The organism is Geomicrobium sp. JCM 19039, assembly GCF_000698145.1.
Lineage (GTDB): Bacteria > Bacillota > Bacilli > Bacillales > Marinococcaceae > Geomicrobium_A.
Window position 1 is genome coordinate 63,634 of sequence record NZ_BAXB01000012.1, and the last position, 23,900, is coordinate 87,533.

Annotated in this window: 25 protein-coding genes and 2 pseudogenes; 7 read left to right on the forward strand and 20 right to left on the reverse strand. The window is 43.7% G+C overall.

The window, feature by feature from the left end; translation table 11 throughout:
* The first annotated feature begins 15 nt into the window (after window positions 1-15).
* Both JCM19039_RS12580 and JCM19039_RS12585 read left to right on the forward strand, forming a co-directional pair.
* Window positions 16-708 (forward strand): CBS and ACT domain-containing protein, encoded by a 693-nt coding sequence (locus JCM19039_RS12580; RefSeq protein WP_238545033.1) that lies wholly within the window; start codon window positions 16-18, stop codon window positions 706-708.
* The gene (locus JCM19039_RS12585; protein ID WP_042427676.1) at window positions 656-1,822 is read left to right on the forward strand and encodes an acetoin utilization protein AcuC; all 1,167 of its coding nucleotides are present in this window, start codon (window positions 656-658) and stop codon (window positions 1,820-1,822) included. Before JCM19039_RS12580 ends, JCM19039_RS12585 begins: the two co-directional genes overlap by 53 nt.
* Before the next feature lie 11 nt (window positions 1,823-1,833).
* Here the strand turns inward: JCM19039_RS12585 and motS are convergent, their stop codons facing one another.
* The 3 genes and pseudogenes from motS to ccpA all read right to left on the reverse strand — a co-directional run bounded on the left by motS (window position 1,834) and on the right by ccpA (window position 4,399).
* Window positions 1,834-2,568: a flagellar motor protein MotS gene (gene motS, locus JCM19039_RS12590; RefSeq protein WP_042427679.1), complete on the reverse strand. Its 735-nt coding sequence runs from the start codon at window positions 2,566-2,568 to the stop codon at window positions 1,834-1,836.
* A complete protein-coding gene (motP, locus tag JCM19039_RS12595; protein WP_042398478.1) occupies window positions 2,558-3,373 on the reverse strand; it encodes a flagellar motor protein MotP in 816 nt (271 codons plus the stop codon). The genes motS and motP overlap by 11 nt, the downstream gene beginning before the upstream one ends.
* A gap of 29 nt (window positions 3,374-3,402) precedes the next feature.
* A pseudogene (gene ccpA / locus JCM19039_RS12600) lies at window positions 3,403-4,399 on the reverse strand (catabolite control protein A).
* A gap of 321 nt (window positions 4,400-4,720) precedes the next feature.
* On the opposite strand from ccpA, the gene JCM19039_RS12605 reads away from it, so the two are divergent.
* The gene (locus JCM19039_RS12605) at window positions 4,721-4,990 is read left to right on the forward strand and encodes a hypothetical protein (RefSeq protein ID WP_042427682.1); all 270 of its coding nucleotides are present in this window, start codon (window positions 4,721-4,723) and stop codon (window positions 4,988-4,990) included.
* A 42-nt stretch (window positions 4,991-5,032) separates the two neighbouring features.
* Here the strand turns inward: JCM19039_RS12605 and JCM19039_RS12610 are convergent, their stop codons facing one another.
* The 10 genes and pseudogenes from JCM19039_RS12610 to JCM19039_RS12655 all read right to left on the reverse strand — a co-directional run bounded on the left by JCM19039_RS12610 (window position 5,033) and on the right by JCM19039_RS12655 (window position 15,562).
* Complete coding sequence (locus JCM19039_RS12610; protein ID WP_042427685.1) at window positions 5,033-6,130, reverse strand: bifunctional 3-deoxy-7-phosphoheptulonate synthase/chorismate mutase; 1,098 nt, start codon at window positions 6,128-6,130, stop codon at window positions 5,033-5,035.
* Between the two features lie 238 nt (window positions 6,131-6,368).
* Entirely contained in the window at window positions 6,369-6,689 is a 321-nt protein-coding gene (gene ytxJ / locus JCM19039_RS12615; protein ID WP_042427688.1) for a bacillithiol system redox-active protein YtxJ, read from the reverse strand.
* Window positions 6,690-6,715: 26 nt separating this feature from the next.
* The gene (locus JCM19039_RS12620; RefSeq protein WP_081834499.1) at window positions 6,716-7,147 is read right to left on the reverse strand and encodes a YtxH domain-containing protein; all 432 of its coding nucleotides are present in this window, start codon (window positions 7,145-7,147) and stop codon (window positions 6,716-6,718) included.
* 31 nt (window positions 7,148-7,178) lie between these two features.
* Window positions 7,179-7,601, reverse strand: a complete 423-nt coding sequence (locus tag JCM19039_RS12625) for a DUF948 domain-containing protein (RefSeq protein WP_042427694.1) — start codon at window positions 7,599-7,601, stop codon at window positions 7,179-7,181.
* Between the two features lie 152 nt (window positions 7,602-7,753).
* Window positions 7,754-9,058, reverse strand: a complete 1,305-nt coding sequence (gene murC / locus JCM19039_RS12630; RefSeq protein ID WP_042427697.1) for a UDP-N-acetylmuramate--L-alanine ligase — start codon at window positions 9,056-9,058, stop codon at window positions 7,754-7,756.
* A gap of 219 nt (window positions 9,059-9,277) precedes the next feature.
* Window positions 9,278-10,375, reverse strand: a complete 1,098-nt coding sequence (locus tag JCM19039_RS12635) for a nicotinate phosphoribosyltransferase (RefSeq protein WP_042427794.1) — start codon at window positions 10,373-10,375, stop codon at window positions 9,278-9,280.
* Window positions 10,376-10,491: 116 nt separating this feature from the next.
* A complete protein-coding gene (locus JCM19039_RS12640) occupies window positions 10,492-12,873 on the reverse strand; it encodes a DNA translocase FtsK (RefSeq protein ID WP_052398770.1) in 2,382 nt (793 codons plus the stop codon).
* Window positions 12,874-13,790: 917 nt separating this feature from the next.
* Window positions 13,791-14,414 (reverse strand): YtpR family tRNA-binding protein, encoded by a 624-nt coding sequence (ytpR, locus tag JCM19039_RS12645; RefSeq protein WP_042427700.1) that lies wholly within the window; start codon window positions 14,412-14,414, stop codon window positions 13,791-13,793.
* 11 nt (window positions 14,415-14,425) lie between these two features.
* A pseudogene (locus JCM19039_RS12650) lies at window positions 14,426-15,224 on the reverse strand (DUF1444 family protein).
* Window positions 15,225-15,241: 17 nt separating this feature from the next.
* The gene (locus JCM19039_RS12655; RefSeq protein WP_042398459.1) at window positions 15,242-15,562 is read right to left on the reverse strand and encodes a thioredoxin family protein; all 321 of its coding nucleotides are present in this window, start codon (window positions 15,560-15,562) and stop codon (window positions 15,242-15,244) included.
* Window positions 15,563-15,678: 116 nt separating this feature from the next.
* On the opposite strand from JCM19039_RS12655, the gene JCM19039_RS12660 reads away from it, so the two are divergent.
* Entirely contained in the window at window positions 15,679-16,125 is a 447-nt protein-coding gene (locus tag JCM19039_RS12660; protein WP_042398455.1) for a YtoQ family protein, read from the forward strand.
* On the opposite strand, the gene JCM19039_RS12665 is transcribed toward JCM19039_RS12660, so the two are convergent.
* The gene (locus JCM19039_RS12665; RefSeq protein WP_042427799.1) at window positions 16,126-17,199 is read right to left on the reverse strand and encodes a M42 family metallopeptidase; all 1,074 of its coding nucleotides are present in this window, start codon (window positions 17,197-17,199) and stop codon (window positions 16,126-16,128) included. It lies immediately after the preceding gene.
* A 209-nt stretch (window positions 17,200-17,408) separates the two neighbouring features.
* Here JCM19039_RS12665 and JCM19039_RS12670 point away from each other — a divergent pair, with 209 nt between their 5' ends.
* Window positions 17,409-17,717, forward strand: coding sequence for a PepSY domain-containing protein (locus JCM19039_RS12670; RefSeq protein WP_042398452.1), 309 nt, complete (start codon window positions 17,409-17,411; stop codon window positions 17,715-17,717).
* A gap of 56 nt (window positions 17,718-17,773) precedes the next feature.
* On the opposite strand, the gene trmB is transcribed toward JCM19039_RS12670, so the two are convergent.
* The 6 genes from trmB to thpR all read right to left on the reverse strand — a co-directional run bounded on the left by trmB (window position 17,774) and on the right by thpR (window position 22,297).
* A complete protein-coding gene (gene trmB, locus JCM19039_RS12675; RefSeq protein WP_042427702.1) occupies window positions 17,774-18,421 on the reverse strand; it encodes a tRNA (guanosine(46)-N7)-methyltransferase TrmB in 648 nt (215 codons plus the stop codon).
* A gap of 179 nt (window positions 18,422-18,600) precedes the next feature.
* Complete coding sequence (locus JCM19039_RS12680; protein WP_052398771.1) at window positions 18,601-19,437, reverse strand: phosphotransferase family protein; 837 nt, start codon at window positions 19,435-19,437, stop codon at window positions 18,601-18,603.
* A gap of 469 nt (window positions 19,438-19,906) precedes the next feature.
* Window positions 19,907-20,662 carry an NERD domain-containing protein gene (locus tag JCM19039_RS12685; RefSeq protein WP_042427705.1) on the reverse strand — a complete coding sequence of 252 codons (756 nt, stop codon included), beginning with the start codon at window positions 20,660-20,662 and terminating at the stop codon, window positions 19,907-19,909.
* A 16-nt stretch (window positions 20,663-20,678) separates the two neighbouring features.
* Window positions 20,679-21,368, reverse strand: a complete 690-nt coding sequence (locus tag JCM19039_RS12690; protein WP_042427709.1) for an LrgB family protein — start codon at window positions 21,366-21,368, stop codon at window positions 20,679-20,681.
* On the reverse strand, window positions 21,361-21,741 hold the full coding sequence (locus JCM19039_RS12695; protein ID WP_042427711.1) for a CidA/LrgA family protein: 381 nt from the start codon (window positions 21,739-21,741) through the stop codon (window positions 21,361-21,363). Before JCM19039_RS12695 ends, JCM19039_RS12690 begins: the two co-directional genes overlap by 8 nt.
* Window positions 21,742-21,751: 10 nt before the next feature.
* Window positions 21,752-22,297, reverse strand: a complete 546-nt coding sequence (gene thpR / locus JCM19039_RS12700) for an RNA 2',3'-cyclic phosphodiesterase (RefSeq protein ID WP_042427714.1) — start codon at window positions 22,295-22,297, stop codon at window positions 21,752-21,754.
* 154 nt (window positions 22,298-22,451) lie between these two features.
* Between thpR and cysK the strand changes: the two genes are divergently transcribed.
* Window positions 22,452-23,387 carry a cysteine synthase A gene (gene cysK / locus JCM19039_RS12705; protein ID WP_042427716.1) on the forward strand — a complete coding sequence of 312 codons (936 nt, stop codon included), beginning with the start codon at window positions 22,452-22,454 and terminating at the stop codon, window positions 23,385-23,387.
* Window positions 23,388-23,581: 194 nt separating this feature from the next.
* Window positions 23,582-23,797: a DeoR family transcriptional regulator gene (locus JCM19039_RS12710; protein WP_042398435.1), complete on the forward strand. Its 216-nt coding sequence runs from the start codon at window positions 23,582-23,584 to the stop codon at window positions 23,795-23,797.
* Window positions 23,798-23,900 lie beyond the last annotated feature (103 nt).

The following is a 23,900-nucleotide window of genomic DNA, read 5'->3' on the forward strand; positions in this document are numbered from 1 at the left end:
AAATGAGGTGCAACGATGCTTGTCGAAGATATGATGAGAACAACCATTCATACACTTGGTGCACATGATTCGATTGAACAGGCTGTCGAACTCATGGAATCCAAGCGCATTCGCCACATCCCGATTGTCGATGCTAACAAGGCTTTAATCGGCATCGTTTCAGATCGTGACATTCGTGATAGCAAACATTCCATATTACAACAACAGCCGAGTGAAGACGTGTTATCAACACCACTCGAACACATCATGAAACGGGATGTGTATACAGCACATCCCCTCGATTTTGTTGAAGACATTGCCTCAATGCTAAGTGAACAACAAATTAGTGCAGCGCCGGTAACGCTCGGCAACAAGCTCGTGGGTATGATCACAGGCAGAGATCTCCTCGATACACTCGTACGCCTAACAGGGGCAGACCAACCGAGCACCCAGTTAGAAATTAAAGTTTCTGATTTGAGCGGCAAGCTCGCAGAAGCTTCGGGCATTTTTCATAAACATGGGGTGAACATTACGAGTGTTCTCGTATACCCTCATAAAGAAACCGCTGATAAAGTGCTGACATTTCGCATTCAAACGATGGACCAAGACCCGCGATCCATGAGCTTCAAGAAAAAGGGTACGAGCTTATTAGCCCGTCGGTACCAGGGTTTGAACAATGAAAACATCACACGCGACGTTTGTATTAAACGAACAACAGCTTCAATATAAGTTCAATGAAAATCACCCTTTTAGTCCATTACGATTAGAAATGACCGTTGACTTGCTACGGTCACTAGACACTTTGTCCAGTGCTCAACTTGTCCATCCTGCAAGCGCAACGGACGAAGATTTGCTCTTGTTTCATGATCCAGACTTTGTAGAAGCAGTCACACTTGCCGGACACGGGAAAATGTCAGACGGTTCCCTTAATAAGTACGGTCTTGGCACAGAAGACACACCTGTTTTCTACAATATGCACGAAGCTTCAGCGCAACTCGTCGGCGGTACGATCCAAGCCGCAAGAGAAGTCATGGAAGGACGTACATTGCACGCTGCTCATCTCGGTGGAGGTTTACACCATGGATTCCGGGGCAAAGCGTCTGGGTTTTGTGTGTATAATGATACAGCCATTGCCATTCATTACATTCGCAAACATTACGATGCGCGGGTTTTGTATATTGATACCGATGCTCATCACGGTGACGGCGTACAGTGGGCATTTTATGATGATCCTAATGTGATGACCGTGTCCATTCATGAAACCGGAAGGTATCTGTTTCCAGGAACCGGGGCAATAACCGAAAAAGGCAACGGGTATGGATATGGGTATTCCTTAAACATACCTTTGGACGCCTTTACAGAAGACGAATCATTTCTTCACTGTTATGAAACCGCTGTCTCAGAAGCATGTGCTTTTTTTAAACCCGACCTCATCTTGACACAAAATGGCGCCGATGCGCATCATTTTGATCCACTTACCCATTTATCAACAACGATGAGAACATTTCACAAAATTCCTAAGCTCGCCCACCGTCTTGCCCATGAATATTGCGAAGGTCGCTGGGTTGCTGTTGGTGGGGGCGGATATGATTGGTTTCGTGTCGTCCCTCTCGCTTGGTCACTTGTTTGGCTCGAAATGAACGAGCGGATGGACGTCGTAAATGAACCGATCCCGAGCAAGTGGCGCGATCGCTGGAAACAGGCCGCCAAAAGCTATACACTACCTTCTACGTGGTTGGAAAGAGAAGCCGATCACCCTCATATTCCTAGAAGAGAAGCCATTAATGAAAAGAATGGAAACACTTTGGAAAAAGCACTCTATTATATACGAGAAAACACATGAAGCACTTCGGCTCATGTGTTTTCTGTTCCTTCTTCATCAAATTCAGGGTCAGAGATCATTACGACAACTCGTCGATTCTCTTGCATATTCTCACGGGAATCATTCGGTACCATCGGTCTCGTATCTGCATATCCTTTTGCCAAGAAACGATCTTCCTGAAGGGAGTCCCCACCATCAATCAAGTAGCGGATGACGCTACTCGCTCGCGCTGCAGATAGTTCCCAATTCGATGGATAGCGATACGTTTCAATTGGGCGATTGTCTGTGTGTCCTTCGACTTCGATTTGGTGATCAGGAATGCCTTCAAGAATCATTGTCATCTCATCCAAAAACGGCTCAGCATCTTCAAGAATATACGCTTCACCCGTATTAAAAAGCAACTGCTCTTGAAGAACAAGAACGATTCCTTGTTCCTCTCTCGTCGCTGTAATCATATCCTCAAGATCGTGATCAATGAGGTACTGATCAATATATTCTTTCACTTCGGTAAGCGGATCTGTATCTTCATCTACATCTTGATCATCGGCTGGATCAAAATTCTCCAATTCGTAATCAGTCACTGACGAAAGGTCATCGAGAATGTTGTTGCCTTGCAAAGAGTCCGTCAATGCTTGGAACCTCTGAGCATCCACGACCGAGATGGAAAACAACATGATGAAAAACACGAGAATGATGAGTACCATGTCCGTAAAGGTCACTAGCCAACTTTTGGATTGATCCGTCGTCGATTTACTTCTACGCCTCATTTGCTATCGCTCCGGCGTCTTTCAGTTTCTCCACTCGCTGCTTTTCTTTCCTTACAAATGCTTGCAGCTTTTCTTCAAGAATCTTCGGATTTTGTCCAGATTGTACGCCGATAACACCTTCGATAATAATTTCTTTTTCAAAAACTTCTAATTCTGTTTTCATTTCCAATTTGCTTGCAATTGGATTGAAGAAAAGATTCGCAGCAAGTGATCCGTATAATGTCGTGAGCATCGCTAGGGCCATGCTCGGGCCAAGAGCAGCAGGGTCATCCATATCATTAAGCATGATGACAAGCGCTACAATCGTTCCGACCATCCCCCATGCAGGGGCATACTCTCCTGCTTTTTCCAGAATTCGACGACCTCTTCGGTGCCGCTCTTCCATAGAGATGACCTCTGCCATCATGATGTCTTGGATGATCTCTGGTTCGATGCCGTCAACCGCTAGGCTTACACCCTTTCTAATAAATGGGTGATCGACTTCATTATCCATATGTATGTCCAGAGCGAGTAGCCCTTCTCGCCTTGCCTTTGTTGAAAGATCGACAAACGTTTCGTTTAGTTCATGCAACTCCATCTCTTCTCGTCGAAACCCTTGCCGCATTATGGCAGGTAATCGTTTCAACTCCTGCCAAGAAAAATTGACGAGTAATGCGGCCATGATTCCTCCAAAGACGATAAATACGGAGGCCAACTGTATAAAGAGTACGACACCACTCAAACCGGTGATGGTGTAAATCGCCATCGTTACAACCAACAAGCCGATGAGTATTCCAATTGGCGTTAATATGTCTACCTTCTTCATTTAAGAAAAGCCCCCTATTTATGTCCGTTTTACTTCGTCGAATTCCGGTATTCTAAGCTGTGCGGTAAGACGACAATCTCTTCGGCCACGTCTTCTTTATTCATAAATTTCGTGAGCAGACGCATGGAGACAGCGCCAATATCGTACATCGGTTGAACAACCGTTGTAAGCGTCGGTCTGACCATCGTTGCTAGACGCGTATTATCAAACCCAACTACTTCTACATCATCCGGAACGCTTAGCCCACGATCTTGTAAACCATGGATAACTCCTAGAGCCATTTCATCGGTTGCTGAGAAAATCGCTGTTGGCTTGTCCCCTTCATCTAAGAGCTGGCTGACTGCTTCCATCGCTGAATCATACGTATAATCAGCGATCGCAATGAGGGACTCATCAAACGTTTGTCCTCCTGACGCCAACGCATCTTTGTAGCCTTTAAACTTCTGATAGCCGTTCACAGGTCTTCAAGAGAGCCCGATACCATCCCGATGCGAGTGTGACCTTTTTCAATTAGCATGGAAATGGCGTCATGTGCTGCTTGTTTATAATCAATGTTTACTGACGGAAAGTCGCCGTCCTCATGATACGTAGCCGCAAGTACTACAGGTACGTGTGAACGGTTCAAGTGTTCGGCGTGTTCCGGTGTAACTTCGCCACCCATAAACAAAATGCCATCAACTTGCTTCTCTAGCAACGTATTCACAAGATGAATCTCTTTTTCTTTGTTATTATCCGAATTACATAAAATGATGTTATATTTATACATCGTGGCAATATCTTCAATTCCTCTTGCCAACTCAGAAAAGAAGATGCTCGAAATATCCGGAATAATGACACCAACGGTCGTTGTTCTTTTACTAGCTAACCCTCTAGCAACTGCATTCGGGCGGTATTCTAATTTCTCTATCGCATCTAAAACTTTCTTTCTTGTTGCTGGCTTCACATTTGGATTTCCATTTACTACACGTGACACAGTAGCCATGGAGACCCTGCTTCAGCTGCAACATCATAAATTGTTGTACTCACGGAAAGACCTCCTCTATTCGCTTTCATGACGTTTTCATAGGCTATTGCTATCATACGATAACTGCTGGAGGTCTGCAATTGCTTCTTCCTTTATATCGACACGAAAAATCATATGTTTAATCCTGATTTGTATGCAGACCTGTGCTTATTGTTTCCGATACGCCTTATTTGCAAACCTTTTTCCTTGAAAAGCACGTCCATGACGCTTAAATTCACCGATATTTTGACAATTTTATTTCCCTCTGTTTGTTTTTCTGTAAAACAAGTATTTTTCTATATCGTTTCTGATATGATAGAGAATGTGATTGATTAACAAAAGAGGTGATTTCCATTCCACCGGTTGTACTGTTTACTGTATTTAATCCACTTATTACATTTCTCATTGGTTTTGTCGTCGGAAACTCCTTAAACAATCGAAACATAAAATGGATTGTCGGTGTTGTTATTTTTACACTGTTTCACTTGTTTATTGTTTTTATTAACGGCATGTCCTTTGGAAATGTAAGTACATGGATTTACTTAATTCTGTATATCATTACTGGAATTGTCGGCATCTTCATAGCCGCTTATCGTAAGAAGAATTATTCATAAAAAAAGTGCGAGTGCTCACAAACCGAGCACTTGCACTTTTTATTAGCGGGTTGCTGCTTTGTTTACATCATTTAAAAGGTTGGAGCTTCTTAGTGTCCCAACAAACTCATTGAATGTCGGAATATCCATCTGCTGAGCAGAGTCAGACAATGCGACTGCCGGGTCTGGGTGTACTTCCGCCATAACCGCATCTGCACCAATTGCGAGTGCTGCTTTTGCTGTTGGGAGGAGCAGATCTCTTCTTCCTGTTGAATGAGTCACATCTGCAAGCACTGGCAAGTGAGTTTCTTGCTTAAGGATTGGAATTGCTGAAATGTCTAGCGTATTTCTCGTCGCGGTTTCATATGTGCGAATGCCTCGCTCACAAAGCATTAAATTCGTGTTTCCTCTAGAAAGCACGTATTCCGCAGCATGTATGAATTCTGAGATTGTCGCGGATAATCCACGCTTTAGTAAGACTGGTTTGTTCGTCATCCCTACTTCTTTTAGCAATTCAAAGTTATGCATGTTCCGTGCACCAATCTGAATGACATCAACATAGTCGAGTGACGTCTCCACATCTTTTGGTGTTACAATTTCACTAATCACGGCCATGTCAAATTCATCGCCTGCTTTTTTAAGAATCTTTAATCCTTCAAGACCAAGCCCTTGGAAGTCATACGGCGATGTTCTCGGCTTGAACGCTCCGCCTCGTAACAAACGTATACCTTGGTCTTTTAACGCTCTTGCGACAGTAAACACTTGCTCCTCACTCTCAACAGAACAGGGTCCGGCAATCAGTTTTTGGACACCATCGCCAATCGCAATATCTTTCGCGTGAACAACGGTATTATTCGGCTGGCGCTTTCTTGATACGAGCAGCGATTTCTGCTCATCTTCACCCATCAGCTCAAGACTTGCTTTGAACACTTGCTTGAAAAGGTGCTGAAGCGTCGCCGTTTGGAATGGCCCTGAGTTCTCTTCTGAAATTAGGTCAAGCATCTTCCGCTCACGAATCGGATCAAACCGTTTCGTACCTGACTTGCTTTTCACTTCACCAATTTGTTTAACAATCGCTCCACGCTCATTCAATAACTTCAGGAGTTCCATGTTTTTCGCATCGAGGTCTGATCTTAGCTGTTCCAGTTCTTCGTTACTCATATGATCCTCTCCTATTTCTATATTCAACTTTTATAATGAATTAGAGTCATTATAACTGATGGTTCACCAGTTGTCACGAACTTTTTCTTTGTTGATTAAACGCTTTTAAGCACTAAAGTGAAATCGCGTATATTTCTCCCTTCCAAACAGTATGCAGACACGACTCATTTCGTGCTTTTACACCCTCCACTACGAGCAAACAAACGGGCATAGGGAGGAAATCCCTATGCCCGTTTGTTTAATTGACAGCCTCTTCAAGACTCGTCTTCGTAATGTTGTTATGGGACTTGAACCACTCTGCATTTTCTTTATTAATCAAAAGTGCTTGAGGAGATTCATGCTTTACTCGCCACTCTTTCGCAACGTAATTCGAAAGCTCCCGTGACTCTTGGACATTCAAATACAAAATTGGCACTGTGCTATTCTCTTGATCAAATGCTCGAAGTTCTTCAAAAGCAGCTGAACTGATCGGGCATGTTGTACTATTTTTAAACAGCAAAACACGATCATTTGATTCCAGTGCATCTACGATTTGTTGTTCTTCATGAATCTGTTGCATGTCAAACTCCTAACTAAAGAAATGATTTAGTTTTTCACTTTGTCTTTAAGGTTAGCAACTTCTTCTTTAACGGAACCTTCGATTTCTTCACCAGAATTCTTCAGCTCCTGAGATAGATCATCGGCAAGCTCTTCAGCAGATTTCTTCGCTGCACTTGCATCGTCTTTCAACTGACCCGTTGCATCTTTAATCTTATCAACCATTTGCGAAGATTGATCAGAAACGCTTTTTGCCACGTTTTTCGTGTTATCAATGGCAGTGTTTGCAATGTCGCTTCCTTTTTCATATGCAGCATTTGTCAATTCGTATGTTTTATCTTTTGCCGTAGCTGCACCTTCAGTAATGTCTTCACGAAGTTCTTTTCCTGATTTAGGTGCGAACAACAATGCTGCTGACGCTCCTACAATTCCACCAATCAATGTTCCAATAAGAAAATCTTTTGTATTCATATCACTCATGTTCATTTCCTCCTAAATTAGTATTCTTTGCTCATGTGTTTCCTGAATGTTTACGGTTTTGCCATTTGGAATACAAATCCATTGCGGCATTGCCCCATTGCATAAATTGAGTAACTTGTGGTGCACTTTTCTCAGCTTCATGTGACGCTTTCTTTGTAATCGTTTGAAGTGATTCATTTAATCGTTCTGAGATTTTCCCTACCTCATCAGCAGTATGAAACAATCCATCCAATGACTCTGCCTTTCCTTCTAAGTCTTCAGCAAGACGGTTGGATGTTTTCATTAAGTGATCAACTTCTGTCGTAATTCCTTGCAGCTGTTGTTCGGCCGCACTGGTTGTTTTGCCTAATTGCTCAACCACCCCCTGAACGGACTTAAGTGTTTGAATAAGGTAAAAGATAAGAACAACGATTGCCACGGCTACAATCACAACACTTATGTAAACTGCAGTCACCCACACTCACCTCCTATAACAATCATTTCCCACGAATAGATACTTTCAAACGCAAACTTCTTCTCTTTAGAAACCGAGTTTGTCCATATTTTACATAAAATAAACAGTGATGTAAAAGAGGCAGCCACTGATGACTGCCTATATGAAACTGATTATGGTTTTGGAAATTCTCGTTCATACGCTTTTTGATATTTCGATACATCCCCTGCTCCCATAAAGAGAATTACACTGTTTTCGTGTTCATTCAGAGGAGAGATGTCTTTTTCTGAAATGAGTACTGACCCATCGACTCGCTGTTGCAAATCTTCCACGGTCAATGTTCCTTGTTTTTCCCGAGTTGAGCCGAAAATATCACACAAGTAGACCGAATCAGCTTGAGAAAGGGCATCTGCAAACTCTTGGAGAAAAGCAAACGTACGTGTGAACGTGTGCGGCTGGAAGACGGCAACAACCTCTCGATTTGGATACTTCGCTTTCGCAGATGCAATTGTCGCTTTGATCTCGGTTGGATGATGCGCATAATCATCGATGAGTGTCTGGGTTCCCCACTCTTTTTCGGTGAATCTTCGCTTCACACCCGGGAACGTCGCCAAGCGCTCTTTCATTACACTCGCTGGCACTTCTTCATAATGGCATAACGCAATGACTGCAAGTGCGTTTAATACGTGATGGTTACCGTAGCCTGGAATACTGAATCGTTCATAGTAATCACCTCGGATGGTTACATCGAAGTGCGTGCCCGATTCGTCTGTTGTTATATTTTCGGCATTGAAGTCATGTTTTCCTTCTATCCCGTAATAAACAATAGGTACGGGGGCGTTTAGCGTTTGCAAGTATTCATCGTCACCACATGCAATAATTGCTTTGTTTACTTGGGACGCCATCTCATCAAATGCACTTACGACGTCTTCAATATTTTTGAAGTAATCGGGATGATCAAAATCGATATTGATCATTAAGCAATAGTCAGGGTGATAATTCAAGAAATGTCGGCGGTATTCGCAAGCTTCAAACACAAAAAACGTACTGTCTTTTTCCCCTTTGCCTGTGCCATCTCCAATTAGATAAGATGTCGGGCGATAGGCACCGAGAACATGTGACAATAAACCTGTCGTTGTTGTTTTCCCGTGGGCTCCTGACACGGCAATGGATGTAAATTGCGAGGCAAATTCCCCAAGAAATGTCGGGTAGCGATGCACATCAAGACCACGATCAGTTGCGGCTTGTATCTCTTCATTATCTGCATTATATGCCGCTGATGCGACAATTTTATGATGAGGGGAAACATTGTCTTTTTCAAAAGATAAAATGGGAATTCCGCGCTCTTCAAGCGGATGTTGCGTGAAAAAATATTGGTCCACATCAGAACCTTGCACATCTTCATCCATGTCGTGCAGGATTTGTGCAAGCGCGCTCATGCCAGATCCCTTTATACCGATAAAATGGTAACTTGTCATGACTCCGGACCTCCAAACTTGACCCATCCCCAGCCAGAGTGAGTAGGGATGATTCTATCCAATCATTTATTCATCATGGTTTCTTTCGCGCATATATTATAGCAAAAACAATCTCAAGAACAAAATATACCTCAAGTAGGAATCGTCACTCTGCAACATCCGTGAATTATTGACTATCTTATGTAGCAGACACGAATTGGAGATTGGTCACTTCAGGATTTATTCAATTCGTTCCAATCTCGAGTTCTTCCGTAATTTCCTTCCAGCCTTTGCTTCATGATGTCCATTTAGCAAAACGTTGTCACCCGTAAAGCCGATATTCTTAGAGAGCAGACTGCGTCCAACTCCGTACATATCCACAGGTACACCCGCCTTTTCATACGCCTCAATTCTCTCTGCTGTAAATCCACCACTTACAGAAATACGAACATGCTGGAATCCTTCATTGTCCAATGCTTCTCGAAGTGCGATAACGAGTGGGGCGTTCACACCCGTTGGGTCAAAGTCGCCCATCTTTTCTGGATTTCGACAAAAGAATTGATCGACCATTGAATTGGATGTGTCGATTCGAACAGCATTCAAATCATCACCGAACTCTCGAGCCACCCGAAGTGCGTCGGTAATCGCATCATTGTTGTAATCCACAAGGGCCATCAGTTGATCATCAGGAAACATTTCCCGATACGCATGACTTGCAGCAACAAGATCCCCATTAAACAATTGGATAAGAGCATGAGGCATCGTTCCCATACCTTCTTTTCCCCACCATTCATTCATGGCATGGGTTGCTTGTGCTTTTGAACCACCAATAAACGCCGCATATCCATCCCCGGCTTGTTGTGTGAAATGATCATCCCGGTCCCCCATAAAAATGACCGGCTTTTGCTCTCCAGAAGACCGCGCCGCTCTCACGACTTCATATACATTCGTTGCAACCGATGTTCGACGGGAAAAAATCCCATCAATCACTCCTTCTAAAAAGCCAAAGTCATGATAACGGCCTGTAATGGTCATGACTGTTTCAAACGGCTCAATCTTATCACCGTCTTTTAATGAATGAATCTCAAGCTCATCTGGGTTGTCTGCAAACGTTTGAACGAGTGCAATCGCTTCATCGGTTCCACAAAGCACCGCGTGACTCTTCTGGAAAAATTGCATCGTCACAATATGATCGGGTTTATATTTACGAACAATTTCTCTCGTCTTTAAAAAATAGACTGCTGAAAACCAACCTTCGCCAACACGTTCGTCAAACTTAAATGTTCGATTTGTTAATCGTTTGATTTGACCTTGTAGTTTTAATTCAATTTCCTTCATTGTCACGTTTCGTCTCCTTGCACAAGAATAACAGAAATGAATTACATGTATGTTTCATGATAGTAGATTGTGTCTTATTTCACAAGAGAAGCACCAGATTGAAAAAATCTCTACCCTTACGCTCCATAAATTTCTTCTAATGATTCTTCTGAAACGAGTACATGGCGTGGCTTCGTTCCAACGGCTTCAGATACAATGCCGCGCTCTTCCAACATATCCATTAATCGTGCCGCACGATTGTACCCAATATGGTAGCGACGCTGAATCATTGATGTGGATGCACTTCCTTGATGAACGACAAAGTAACTCACTTCTTCTAAGAGTTCATCCGAACTATGATGAGCCGGCTCTTGTTTCACGAGCTCTTCCTTATTGAACAAATACTCGGGTTTTGCTCGATCTTTCCAGTACGCTGTAACGCGTTCGATTTCTTCATCTGCAACATATGTGCCTTGCAGACGAACGAAACGCGATGCGCCGTTTTCACTGAACAGCATATCCCCTCGACCGATTAACCGTTCTGCACCACCAGCGTCTAGAATCGTTCTGGAATCCGCCATGGAAGAAACGGCAAAAGCGGCACGTGTCGGGATATTGGCTTTAATTAACCCCGTAATAACATCCACGGACGGGCGTTGCGTAGCAACGAGTAAATGAATACCACAAGCTCTTGCTTTTTGGGCGATCCGGCAAATGCTTTCCTCTACATCCTGGGGAGCAATCATCATTAAATCGGCAAGCTCATCGATAACGATGACGAGATACGGCAAATGCTCCTCCTTATCTTCTTTTCGATTGTATCCTTTAATATCACGAACGCCAGCGCTCGCAAATAATTGATAACGCCTTTCCATCTCTTGAACACTCCACTTGAGCGTCATCGTTGCCTCTTTTGGATCCGTGACAACGGGGGCAGCCAAGTGAGGAATATTTTCGTAGAAAGCGAGTTCAACGACTTTCGGATCAATTAACAATAACTTCACTTCATCAGGTGAAGATTTATATAACAAACTGAGCAAAATTGAGTTAATGCACACACTTTTGCCAGAGCCTGTAGAACCGGCAATTAATCCATGTGGCATCGCATTTAAATCAATGACGGACGGATGACCGGTAATATCAAGCCCGAGAGCAACAGCGAGCGGACTCGGATGTTGGCGAAATTCCTCTGTTTGAAGAATTTCACGTAAGACGACAGGGGACCGATTTTGCTTTGGAACCTCAATACCGATGGCGTTTTTCCCAGGAATCGGTGCTTCCATTCTAAGATCAATCGCTGCCATCGCTAGTTTCAAGTCATCGGTCAAATTCGTCACTTTATTCACTTTTACGCCTGGGGCAGGCTGTACTTCAAACCGAACGACAGACGGGCCTTCGGTCACATCCGTCACACGGGCATCGACGTGAAAGTGTTTCAACGTTGCTTCGAGCTGCTCTCGTTGTGCTGCAAGGTCATTTTCACTTCCTTCAAGACGGGGCTCAGGCTCACTTAACAACGAAACAGGCGGAAGAGTTACATCTCTAGATTCAGTTGTTGCAGCCGGTTGGTGAACGGCTTGGTCCTCAATAGGCTTCTCCTTCATCGCTTCTTTTTTTCGTTCGTACGCCGGGCGGTTCATTTGCCGAGCACGATCAGCGGGTGTCATCATCACATTAAATGGGACGAGGGAAGACTGTTTTTTCGGCTCGGGGCGCTTCGCAAATGAGCGTCTTTTCTTCGAATGCTCTTGTCGCTTCATCTCTTCTTGATCTTCTTCGGCACGGTCAAGGGCTGCTGTTGCAGCCACTTCTTCTTGCCTGTGACCTTCTTCTCGTGCGACCGGCTCCATTGGTTGTAACGATTCCTCTTCAAGCGGGGTGGGTTCTGTGACGACTGGCTCGTCTGTCTCCGTCGCTTCCTCTGCATTTTCGTCACCAAATGGTTGCTCAATACTCACACCTTCGTCCATCGGTTCATCGACTTCCTGCTGTACAGGGACCGATTTTTCCATTTCCATTGCTGGTGGAGGAACGTCGCCTGCCAATTTTTGTGAAAGATTGCTTAGCGTGAGTTCCTCTGACGGTTCGGGCGGTTCGCTTTTGTATGTCCGGTCTCTCGTAAACCCATACACCGGTGATGGAATGTTTTGCACAGAAAAATGCGGATTGTTAAAGTATTGTTTTTTCGGCACATCCTTTTGTTCATTCTGCTCTTTACGCCTCGTCGAGTCCCGTTCTTTTCGATATTGCTTTTGGGTAGGCGCCTCTCGCCGTTCACTCCGAATTGGCATCTCTCTTTTAACTGGCCGCTCATCCATCTCGAGTGGGAAGCGGAATTCTCCATTCTTCGGGTATTTATGAATGACCTTTGCCTTTGTCTCCTGCACATCCTTATTGTTCATCGGCTTACGTACAGCCTGACGAGTGGGTGGTGTGGGGTCCTTTTGCTTTCGATCATCATTGCCGAAAAAATATTGATTCATTTTATTTAAAATGCTGCCGAATTTTTTCTTTGGCATCATTATTCACCTGCTATCTATCAAATTATGGGATCAAGTTCCATTTTACAGAAGCAAATCAGTTCCGAACACCTCCAAATGAAAGATTTATAGAAGATCTGAATAAAAAAGTGAGTGAAAGTCATTCCTATGTAGTAATAAAACGGCTATCTCTTCGCTAATTTAGCAATACTAACAACCCTTACCGCTTTGGGACTTAGCAACGAGAGGGTTGGCGTAGGATTGCAATCTCAATTGAATGAACAGTATTCTCTCTGAACCCTATGACGTACACTGTCCTCTACGGTAAAACGCCAACATGATCGCGCCTTAGGTCATGCCGCAATCATGATACAAGTCATGGGCAACCACTCTTTCTATATAGTGTGAACTTTACATTATCTTAATTTGCGCTGTTGATTCTTGCATCCATCATAAGCGGACGCTTTTTTATCTACTTGCTCGGGTTTATAGAAAGAAAGCCAAATGTCACAAAAACCCATTTACGTGAGACTCGGGGAAGAAAACGTCACCATTTTAAAATGGATCCGCACATAAACGGCTTCATCTGCCACAAATCGCGATATATGTGACCGTTCATGGCAAAAGCACCTGGTTTGAGAGCTGGATTTTCACATAAATAGTGAGAGGTCGTACCATTCTTTGCGCCACCTGGTGACCCTCGGTCACGTGTTTTTTACTCTTCGGCAAAAGCTTTGCTCTTTGCCCGTAACCCGTACAGTGACGAAAAACGATCGGCAAAGAGCGATGTCGATCCTATTAGTGAAATGGTTTAGTTCAACTTATATAGACGTTCCCCTCTTAAACGGTCACTTTCAGGCGGCGTTCGCCTAGGAGTGAAAATTCCCGAAATAAAACACTCCAAACGGTAACGTTTGGAGTGTCGTACGATTTGTATTGAAACATTGTGCTCATGATTAAACGCTTTGATGATATTTTGCCAAAAAGTCTTCACCAATCTCGTACTCTTCGGATAAGACGAGAATACCTGGCTCTTCTTGAGGCATCGGTATGGCAAGCTCTTTAATTGAGCAAATCATACCATTTGACGGTTCTCCACGAAGTTTTGACGGGCGGATCTTCATGCCACTCGGCATGTATGCACCTGGAAGCGCAACGACGACTCGCTGTCCTTCGTCAACATTTTTAGCGCCACATACGATTTGAAGCTGTTCATGGCCGACATTCACTTGGCATACGTTCAGTTTATCGGCATTAGGGTGACGATCAATCTCGTCCACATGCCCTACTACGAAAGAAGATGACGTTGGTGCACGAAATTCATGGTCCCAATCATTCTCCTTAAAGATCCGGTTCATTAGCTCGATTAGCTCATCATCAACAGAAAGCATGCCTGTCTTTGAATATCCACCATATTGATTAACGTTAAATAAGTGGTAGCCGACGGTTTCGCCGCTCTCCACATGAAATAAGCGCGCAATGTCTCCTTTACGCTCAACTTCACGTTGCTCCATTGCAATCTCTTTTAGCGTGACGAGCAGAACATCTCCAATGCCCTTCTCATTATAAAATACGTTCATCATGAACTCCTTTAGTCACCTTTTGGTTTTTTACGTGCCAATATAAAGATCGGCTCCAACACACCATCCCGATACGCAAAAGGAAGTGCTGTCACCGGTACTCTTCCATCATTAAAAAATTGAAAAGTCATCTGCAAGTACGTCATAGCCTTGATCATTCTGGATGTCTCCAGCAATTAACACATCTTGATGTGGAACACTAAAAACGGCTTCTCCTGTCATTTCACTCGCCATCTGTTTTAGCCATGCCTCATTAAGGATTCTGCTCGCATCATACCCATCATTCGTATTCATGAAATAAAAGCGATTGCCTGCGACTTCATCCATTTTCACACTCATTGGCAGAGCGCGAAGGTTAAACGTTGCCGCTTCTTTTATTTCTTGCTTTTGAATGCCTTGTTCCTTAAGGAGACCGTCATCGATAAGCGCATACGTATTGCCTTGATCAAGCGCGTAATAGACTCTTGTTTCCGCTGTGTGGTCATCGTAGACGAGCGTCTTACCTTCTTTTGTTTCTACTGGAAAAGATGTGGACCGAATGACTGGGTAGATCGATTGTAACTGCCCTCTGAGCTCCTTTTTCTTCTCCATAGCTTGAAATGAAGTTTCCACAAAATTAAACGTCTCTTCGAGTCCCGAAACGCCTTTTTGGTTAAATTTCGTTTCAAGACGAGCGAGATCAAGGTTTAGGCCTGAATCTAAACGTGGGTGAGTGATGCGCACTTGCTCGTTTTCCTCATCGACAGACACATCAAATGTTTCAAAGCGGTTTTTTAGTTGTTTGATCAATTTCGACTGAGCGTTTGACATCGGTATTCCTCCTGCTTTTACTTCTCCAAATAACCGTCGATAAAGTTTGTCACTTCTTCTTCGGTTTTACGGTTTTTATCCACAAACCGATCGACTTCTTTTCCGTGTTTAAACCCGATAAAGCTCGGAATTCCAAAGATATCATATTGCTGACACACGTCAATTAATGCGTCTCGGTCAGCATGAATAAAGTCAATTTCGGGATAGTCCGCTTCAATCCGAGGCAATGCAGGCTCAATGACATGGCAATCCGGACACCAATCCGCACTAAACATCACGATCACTCGTTCTCCTTGAATCGCTTGTTCAAACGTTTCTTTCTGGTCGACTTTTCTCATAGTATTGCCTCCTTAATGGCTTTCATTCGATTGTTGGATGATCGTTTATTTCTTTTAAAAGTCGGGGATATAGTATAACATGTAAGCCGATGATTATAGACAAGAGGTGAATTGCAATGGAACTAAATGTATACCTAGCCGGTCAGATTCATGATGACTGGCGTGAACAAGTGAAGAAAAAAGCAATCGAAAAGAATCTTCCGCTCACATTCTTTGAACCAATGACCCACCACGATCGTTCCGATAACATCGGAGAAGAAATTCTCGGTGAGCAGCCAAACCCTGTGTTAAAAGATGAAGCTGCATCAGCAGTAAATAACTTGCGTACGAGAGTTCTCTTAAACAAGTCTGACGTTGTCATTGCCTTGTTTGGTGAAGACTATAAACAATGGAACGCTGCGATGGACGTTGGACAAGCTGCCGCCATGAACCTGCCTGTCATTCTTGTCCGACCAGAGTCTTTGCACCATCCATCAAAAGAGATGGCAAATCAATCGCAACTCGTCGTTGAGACGATCGATCAAGCATTGCAAGCGTTGACCTATATTTTTGAAACGGAATAGTTATACATTTGAGCGGATGGTCTCCACTGTGGAGCGATCCGCTTTTCTTACGAGCGTTGTAATGAGCGCCTTCGCGGCTTCATAATCTTTCACGTTTAAGATGGATGCACCGGTATGAATGTAGCGTGAACATACCCCAACGACGGCTGACGGTACACCTTCATTTGACGTATGCACTTTCCCAGCGTCCGTCCCACCTGGTGAAATAAAGTACTGGTACGGGATGCTTTCGGTTTCTGCCGTATCTAAAATCCACTCGCGCATCCCTCGGTGAGTAATCATCGTTCGGTCATAAATCCGGAGCAGCGCTCCCTCACCTAATTTACCGAACTGATCTTTTTTTCCGGATGTATCGTTGGCCGGGCTTGCATCTAACGCAAAAAAGAGATCAGGTTGAATCATATTTGCAGCGGTCTCTGCCCCTCGGAGCCCAACTTCTTCTTGAACGGTTGCACCAGAATAAAGCGTGTTTGGCAACGACTCGTTTTGCACTTCCTTCATCAATTCGAGAGACAAGCCAACACCGTAGCGATTATCCCATGCTTTTGCCATAATTTTATTCGGGTTTGCCATCGGCGTAAATTCACAAACAGGTACGATTGCTTGTCCTGGTCGAACCCCAATCTGTTTGGCGTCGTCACGGTCATCTGCACCAATGTCAATGTACATTTCTTTGATTGGCATCGGTTTGTTCCGCGTTTGATCATCAAGAAGGTGTGGTGGTGTGGAACCGATCACACCAGGAATCGGCCCGTTGTCTGTCATCACTTGCACTTGTTGTGCGAGCAATACTTGGCTCCACCATCCACCAAGCGTTTGAAAGCGAATGAGCCCATTTTCAGAGATCGAAGTCACCATAAAACCTACTTCATCCATGTGGCCTGCGACCATTATTTTCGGTGCGTCTTTCTTTCCATTTTTCACGCCAAAAACGCTTCCCAGTTTATCCTGAATGACGTCATCTGCGTATTTAGACAGTTCCGTTTTCATGTAATTTCTAATGTCATGCTCAAAGCCCGGAGGACCTGCCATCTCAGTCAAAGTTTTGAACATTTGTTTCGTCTCATTATTCATTTTTTTCAGCCGGTCATTGAATAAACCGACCTTCACATCCTTTCCATATGTAATCACAAACCGTGTTTATGCGCTCTACACTTATCCGTGTTTCATTGTATCGAAAAGATCGGATAAATTCTAGTCGTGGACATTCTGTTCGCTTGGACAAATCGAAGAGATCTCGATATACTAAGACTAATCATGAAGTAAAAAGGCGGTTGATGAAGATGAAGGTGAAAGATCTACTAGTTGGAGCAGCGATAGGTTTTGCCGCTGGATATGCAGTGAAAGAAGCCTGCGCAGCCAAATCCGTCTCTCCAGAAAAAGCACTCAAACAAGTGAAGGAAAGCGTCTCTCATCGCATTCCAATTAGCGGTTCGTGGATTCATATGAATCCAGAACATTATGAGAAGAATGAGCTTGATTATAATGTTTATCGCGGTGGAATCTCCAGTACAGCTGCAGGTGAAACGAAGCAAATGGATTTCGTCGTTGATGCTAAAACGGGTACGATCCTTGAATTAGAAAAACAATAACAAACGAAAAAATGGGCGGACGGTCACGGTATAAGTGACGGTTCGCCCATTTTTATTCATTTAGGAAGAAAAGCTTCTGTTCGAAAAATCGGTTGTCCCTTCGTTGAAAACTTCTCCTCATATTCGGTACGAACATTATCTTCAGGCTCGTTTCGATGTAAATTTACTCGAATATTTTTTAATTGGTAGCCGTTTTCACTAAACGACTGCAACGAGTATTCAAACAATCCTTCATTATCTGTTTTAAGGTGGATTTCTCCATTCTCATGCAACATCGTTCGATACATTTCCAAAAAATCCTTATGCGTAAGCCGACGTTTACTGTGGCGAGCTTTTGGCCATGGATCCATAAAGTTTAAGTAGATGCGATCAATTTCACCTGGCGCAAAAATGGTTGTTGCCTCTCGAACATCTCCATGAATAAAGCATACTTTACCTCGATGATTTTCGATGTTCTTCTCAAGCGCTGTGACGAGTACACTTTCATACTTTTCAACACCAACGTAATTGACATCTGGAAAGCGGTCCGACATGTCCCGAAGAAATTGCCCTTTACCAGTGCCAAACTCCACATGTAATGGCCGATGATTACTTCCTTCAAACGCCTCAAACCAGCGCCCTTTGTACTGTTCCGGGTCAGGAATGACAATGCTAGGATGTTCACTTAGCTTCTCAAGTGCTCCAGGCTTTTTTCTTAATCTCATGACTTTCTTTCACCCTTTTTCTTACTGTTATTTCATACTTCTCGAGGAACACACGTCAAACAAACTCATCGTAGGCTTCATGACGAAAGATCCCCGAGGTATGCTAGCTCAACAGAGCGAGAGCACCCCCGGGGCTATAGGTCGTCCAACCACAGTTCTTACACATTTATCTACGCGTATTATTTATTCGTAATGGGTGAGAGCAGTGATGCTAAATAGTGTTTCCAGTTGTTCACCTCATCACGGTCATTCTCGTTCATATCGAGAATATACTCTACCGTGTGCATCACAATGTACCAATGCATTCGCTTCATAATCGAATCATCAAGTTCTAGTCCATAGTGACTTAACCAGTCATGCCATTTAATCTTTGGCACGTACCAGTGCAAAAGAACACTAAGATCAAGTGCAGGGTCGGCGACAGAAGCTCCGTCCCAATCAATTAAAAATAACGAATCGTCCTTTTCCATAATCCAATTGTTATGATTCAAGTCACAGTGACAAACGACAAACTCGTCATGCTCAATCTGATGCTTGTTTTCTTCAAGAAACAAAAAGGCGTCTTGCAACCAACTAGAAGGTGTGTTGTTTTGAAAGATGGCCTTTCTTTTCAGGTTACCGAGTAATACATCAGGCGTCGATACTTGATTCTCGATCCGTTTTAGCATCTCTAATAAATCCGAAGATGCATGGATTTGTTGTAGAAGTTCCGCAACTTCTCGTTTTTGCATCTCTGTGCTGGACAATTCACGACCGTAAACCCAGCGTTGTGCCGTAATAACGTCTCCGTTTGCCAAGCGTTTTGTCCAAAGCAGTTTCGGAACAATTCCCTCTGCCGACAAAACCGCTAAAAACGGTGAGGAGTTGCACTTCAAAAAAAGCTTACGACTGCCGTCGTGAGCAATAAATGCTTCCCCTGTTGAACCGCCAGCAGGCTCGAGCTTCCAATCCGCACCTAATAGCATTTCCAACCACTTTTTCCTTTTCACTCTTGTCTGCATATCGAAATGTGTCATGGCGGGTATCCTTTTAAATATTTGAGCATTGTAAAATACGCTCAGCATTTGTCATCAGAAATCTACTAAGTATGAAGGATGTAATGGTCATTACACACTTGAACGTTAAAAGTCCGGTCATACAAGGGAAAAAATAAGGCGCCGACATTTTTCTACAGTGGCGCATTCAAGAGCAATTACACTGCTGAACTAGACAAACAGTGTGCATTCACATGGTCGCTTAACCGTTTTACGGTTAGGATAATCAACGTATATCATAGCAGATGAACGAAAGGGCAGTCAATTGTGTTTATCACGATTAAAGCTTATTTATCGTCGTCTTCTGCACTCGGTTTCGAGTACGGCATGTGTGACGTTTTGCTATATTTCAACAATGCACGCGCAACGTCAATTTGTTGTTTTTTTAGTGGTGAGCGATGCGCTTGTAGCGTCGACAACCATCTGCTGTAATTCGCCCGATCCACTTTTTTTAAGTCCGCACGTGCATGATGATCATCAATATACCATCTGGGGCGATTAATAGCGTGGATATGTTCGGGTGAATCTCTTCTTTTTGTAAGATCGAGCGAATGATTGAAAATGACCTTTCCTGAGCAATCATCGGGTTTAACAACTGTGCTTTTGCATACTTGCCCACGACTGGCCAAAACCGCTCATTTGAAGCGCGTACAACCGCATTGTTTTCCATCTCTAAGAAATTTACAACGTACACCTCTGTCGGTGAAAGTAAGATCACATCGAGCTGAACTTCTGCACGTTGCACTCGCAATACAGGGTGATACAAAAGCAAGAAGTTGTCTGGAATATCTTGAATGAGTTGGCGCAGCCGCGTATCAAAACGATATTTGCTTTCTAGGTAAGATTCCCCGAACAGTGAAGACGATGCCCAGTTAAGTTGCGTTTGAAAGACATCATAGTGAAACATCTTCTTCAGCTGTTCGATCGTTTTATTCGCATACACTTGATCCGGCTCCTCTGTGACCACTCGCCCAGACTTTTTCTCTTTATTTGATTTTTTCAACCGTTGAAATGGTTGGCGAAAGAATTTTGGGCTGGTGTCTTCAAACCAGTCTTCTTCCACATTCCCTCCTGCATTTGCTTGCTGCCAATTCTTTTTCATCTTCTCCCACTTTTCCCGTTTCAGTCGCGTAAATTGATTGGGATATCGATGAATGTCATTTTCATACCGTGAGACATAGTCATGAATCTTTATGAGGTGAACCATATCCATTTCTCCTGTCTTAGATCAGTATAAATGCAAGTAAAGGGGTTAGCATTGAAAGAAGAAGTGCACTAATCGTCATTGATACGGAACTTGCTGCCCCTTCAAGTGAGTCTTTTTCCATGGCAATTGCTGTACCAATGGCATGTGCAGAAGCGCCTAAAGCAATTCCACGAGCTAACGGGTGATCAATCTTAAACATTCTAAAGGTCACAGAAGAGAGCAATACACCACTCACACCGGCAACAAGCACAAATAATGCAGCGACAGAAGGCTCTGCTTGTAGCGCCTCAGCGATGTCCATCGCAACCGGAGCGGTGACTGACTTGGGTACAAGTGCATGTATACTCGATTGATCTATACCGGCAACTGCCGCCAGTGCATACACGCTGACAACGCCTGTAGCCGCACCTGTTAGCACCGGAACCATAATAGGAAAGAAGTATTTCTTTAATGTGTGTCTCTCTTTATAAAGTGGCACGGCTAACGCTACTATTGCCGGTCCGAGCCACATCTCAAGCCACTCTCCACCGATCTGATAGGTTTCATATGGGATTTGAAAAACAATGAGTAACACGACGAGGAAAACTGTACCTGTGATAAATGGCATCGTGTATAACGCTTTATGCATTTGATGCAATTTTCTAGCTAGCATATAAATACCGACAGTGAGCAGTATAAAAATAATCGCGATGAGCCATTCATTCATACTGTTCACCGCCTTTTTTCATCATTTTGCGGCTCAGTAATCCAGCGATAATCATGACGAGCCATGTGCTCACAACCGTTGCAAGTAACATAAAAAACCCGGTAGGCTGTAACAAGTCTTGATGTTGGATAAGCCCAGCCATGATCGGTAAAAATAATAACGGCAAATGCATAATTAAAATCTTTGCTCCTTGTTCAACCCAGTGAAGTTTGATGAGTCCTGTGTACAATAAAAGTAGCAGTAAAATCATGCCAATCACACTGCCTGGAACGGGCAACGGTAAAAAATGACTTGCCCACGTTCCAAGTAAATGAAGGCCGTAAAACCCTACGAGTTGAGCCAAGAACACGATAAATTTTGTATGTCGCTTCATGGTGCTTCCCTCATCCCGTGAAGATAAACTGACGAAGTTGTTCATAACGAGGGGTCTGCCCGTGATTTACTCGGTATAGACAAAACCCCGGCACCGTCCAACGTTTAGCAACCGTTTCGTCATGCAAATGTGCATCGCTGGCGCACCCGTTGGATTTTTTGGCGATTGTAACATGCGGGGTATACGCCCGCTGTTCTGCTCGAAATCCTGCATGAACAGAAAGCTTCTCAACAGTTTTTTGCAAATTGACGAGCGGAAATCCTCCATCAACACCGACATATAACACACGTGGCGTTACAGAGTTTCCAAATGCATCGACTCGTGAAAGCGTGATGTCAAACGGTGCCACCTCTTCAGCGACTTTTTGTGTGAAGGTTTGAAGATCTCTAAACTGAGTATCGGTCATCCCTCCTAAAAACTTTAGGGTAATATGATAATCTTGGTAGTGGGTAACTTGGCGATAGTACTTCGCAACGTTTAGGTGCTCACTCACGGTTTGGATCTTGAGACCGATTGGCCTTGGTATAGGGATTGCAAAAAAATAATGAGTTTCCACTTTTGTTCACTCCGTTTTAACTCTCTTCTCTTCATTATCGTATCTCAAAACCTGGCATTTAGAAATAGGTGCTTCTTTTAAGAACTCAGCTTATTCGTTATAATAGAAAGACGATCTGAATAATAAGCATTAACAAGAATATGGAGTGAAGATCATGCATGTATATAACCAAATTGACGAGCTCGTTGGCAATACACCCCTAGTGAAGCTCAACCGAATTGTTCCAGAAGCGGCTGCAGATGTGTATTTAAAGCTTGAGTACCAAAACCCAAGCGGTAGTGTAAAGGACCGAGCGGCAAGAGAGATGATTATCCAAGGCGAACAAGCAGGCAAGATTACACCTGAAACAACAATTATTGAGCCTACGTCTGGCAATACAGGAATCGGGTTAGCGATGAATGCGGCTGTGAGAGGCTACCGTTGCATTTTAACGATGCCAGATACGATGTCCCAAGAGAGAATTAACCTTCTTAAAGCATACGGTGCTGAAGTGGTGCTCACCCCTGGTGACAAAAAGATGCCAGGAGCCATTGATCGTGCGCATGAACTTACGAAAGAAATTCCAAATAGCTTTATGCCGATGCAATTTGAAAATGAAGCGAACCCTGATGCCCACCGAAAAACGACAGCTCAAGAAATTCATCACGCGATTTCTTCACTAAACCAACCGCTTGCAGGTTTTGTTGCTGCATCTGGAACAGGTGGCACGATTACGGGTACGGGTGAAGCATTGCGTGAATACTACCCAGACCTCGTTGTACGTGTTGTCGAACCGAAAGGCTCACCAGTACTTTCTGGTGGAAAGCCAGGACCCCACAAATTAGTAGGAACGTCCCCCGGGTTCGTCCCTCCGATTTTAAATCAGTCCGTGTACAATGATATTGATCGCATTTCTGATGAGGATGCTTACGATACAGTACGCAAATTGGCACGGGAAGAAGGCATTCTTGTTGGACCGTCGTCTGGTGCTGCTTGTTTTGCGGCAATTGAATTAGCGAAACGTTTGCAACCAGGTGAAGTGGTCGTTGCCATTGCTTGCGACACAGGCGAGCGGTATTTATCTACCGACTTGTTTCAATTTGATGCTTAAAAGTTCTTTTGATCTTACTTTGCGGGTGTAGTACAATGAGGGGGAATCAGGGACACAGACATTTGCGCGGACCTGTCACAACACGAATACAACAGCTTAGATTGGTCTAGTCGATTGTCTAGTGCCTGCGACGGATTATATAGAGAGATTATCCATCGTTTCCCCGGTTCCATCTTGATCGAGGGAGTGGTTATTTGCGATCTTCAACCGACCGGATGCTTATTAGAATTAAGTCAATTTATTTGTTTATTCGTAAAGAAGGCACGGTAACAACCCAAGAACTGGTTGATGAATTCGGAATTACGCAGCGAACGATACAACGTGACTTGAATGTTTTGGAATATAACAATCTTGTTCACAGTCCGAGTCGCGGTAAATGGACCTCTAGTCGCAAAAGTCAAGCCTCATAGAAACCATACACGTAAACATACAAAATCCAGCTCCTCGACGAAGAGCTGGTCTTTTTTATGATCAGAGAGACGGAACACTCGCGACTTCAGTCGTGAGTGTTCC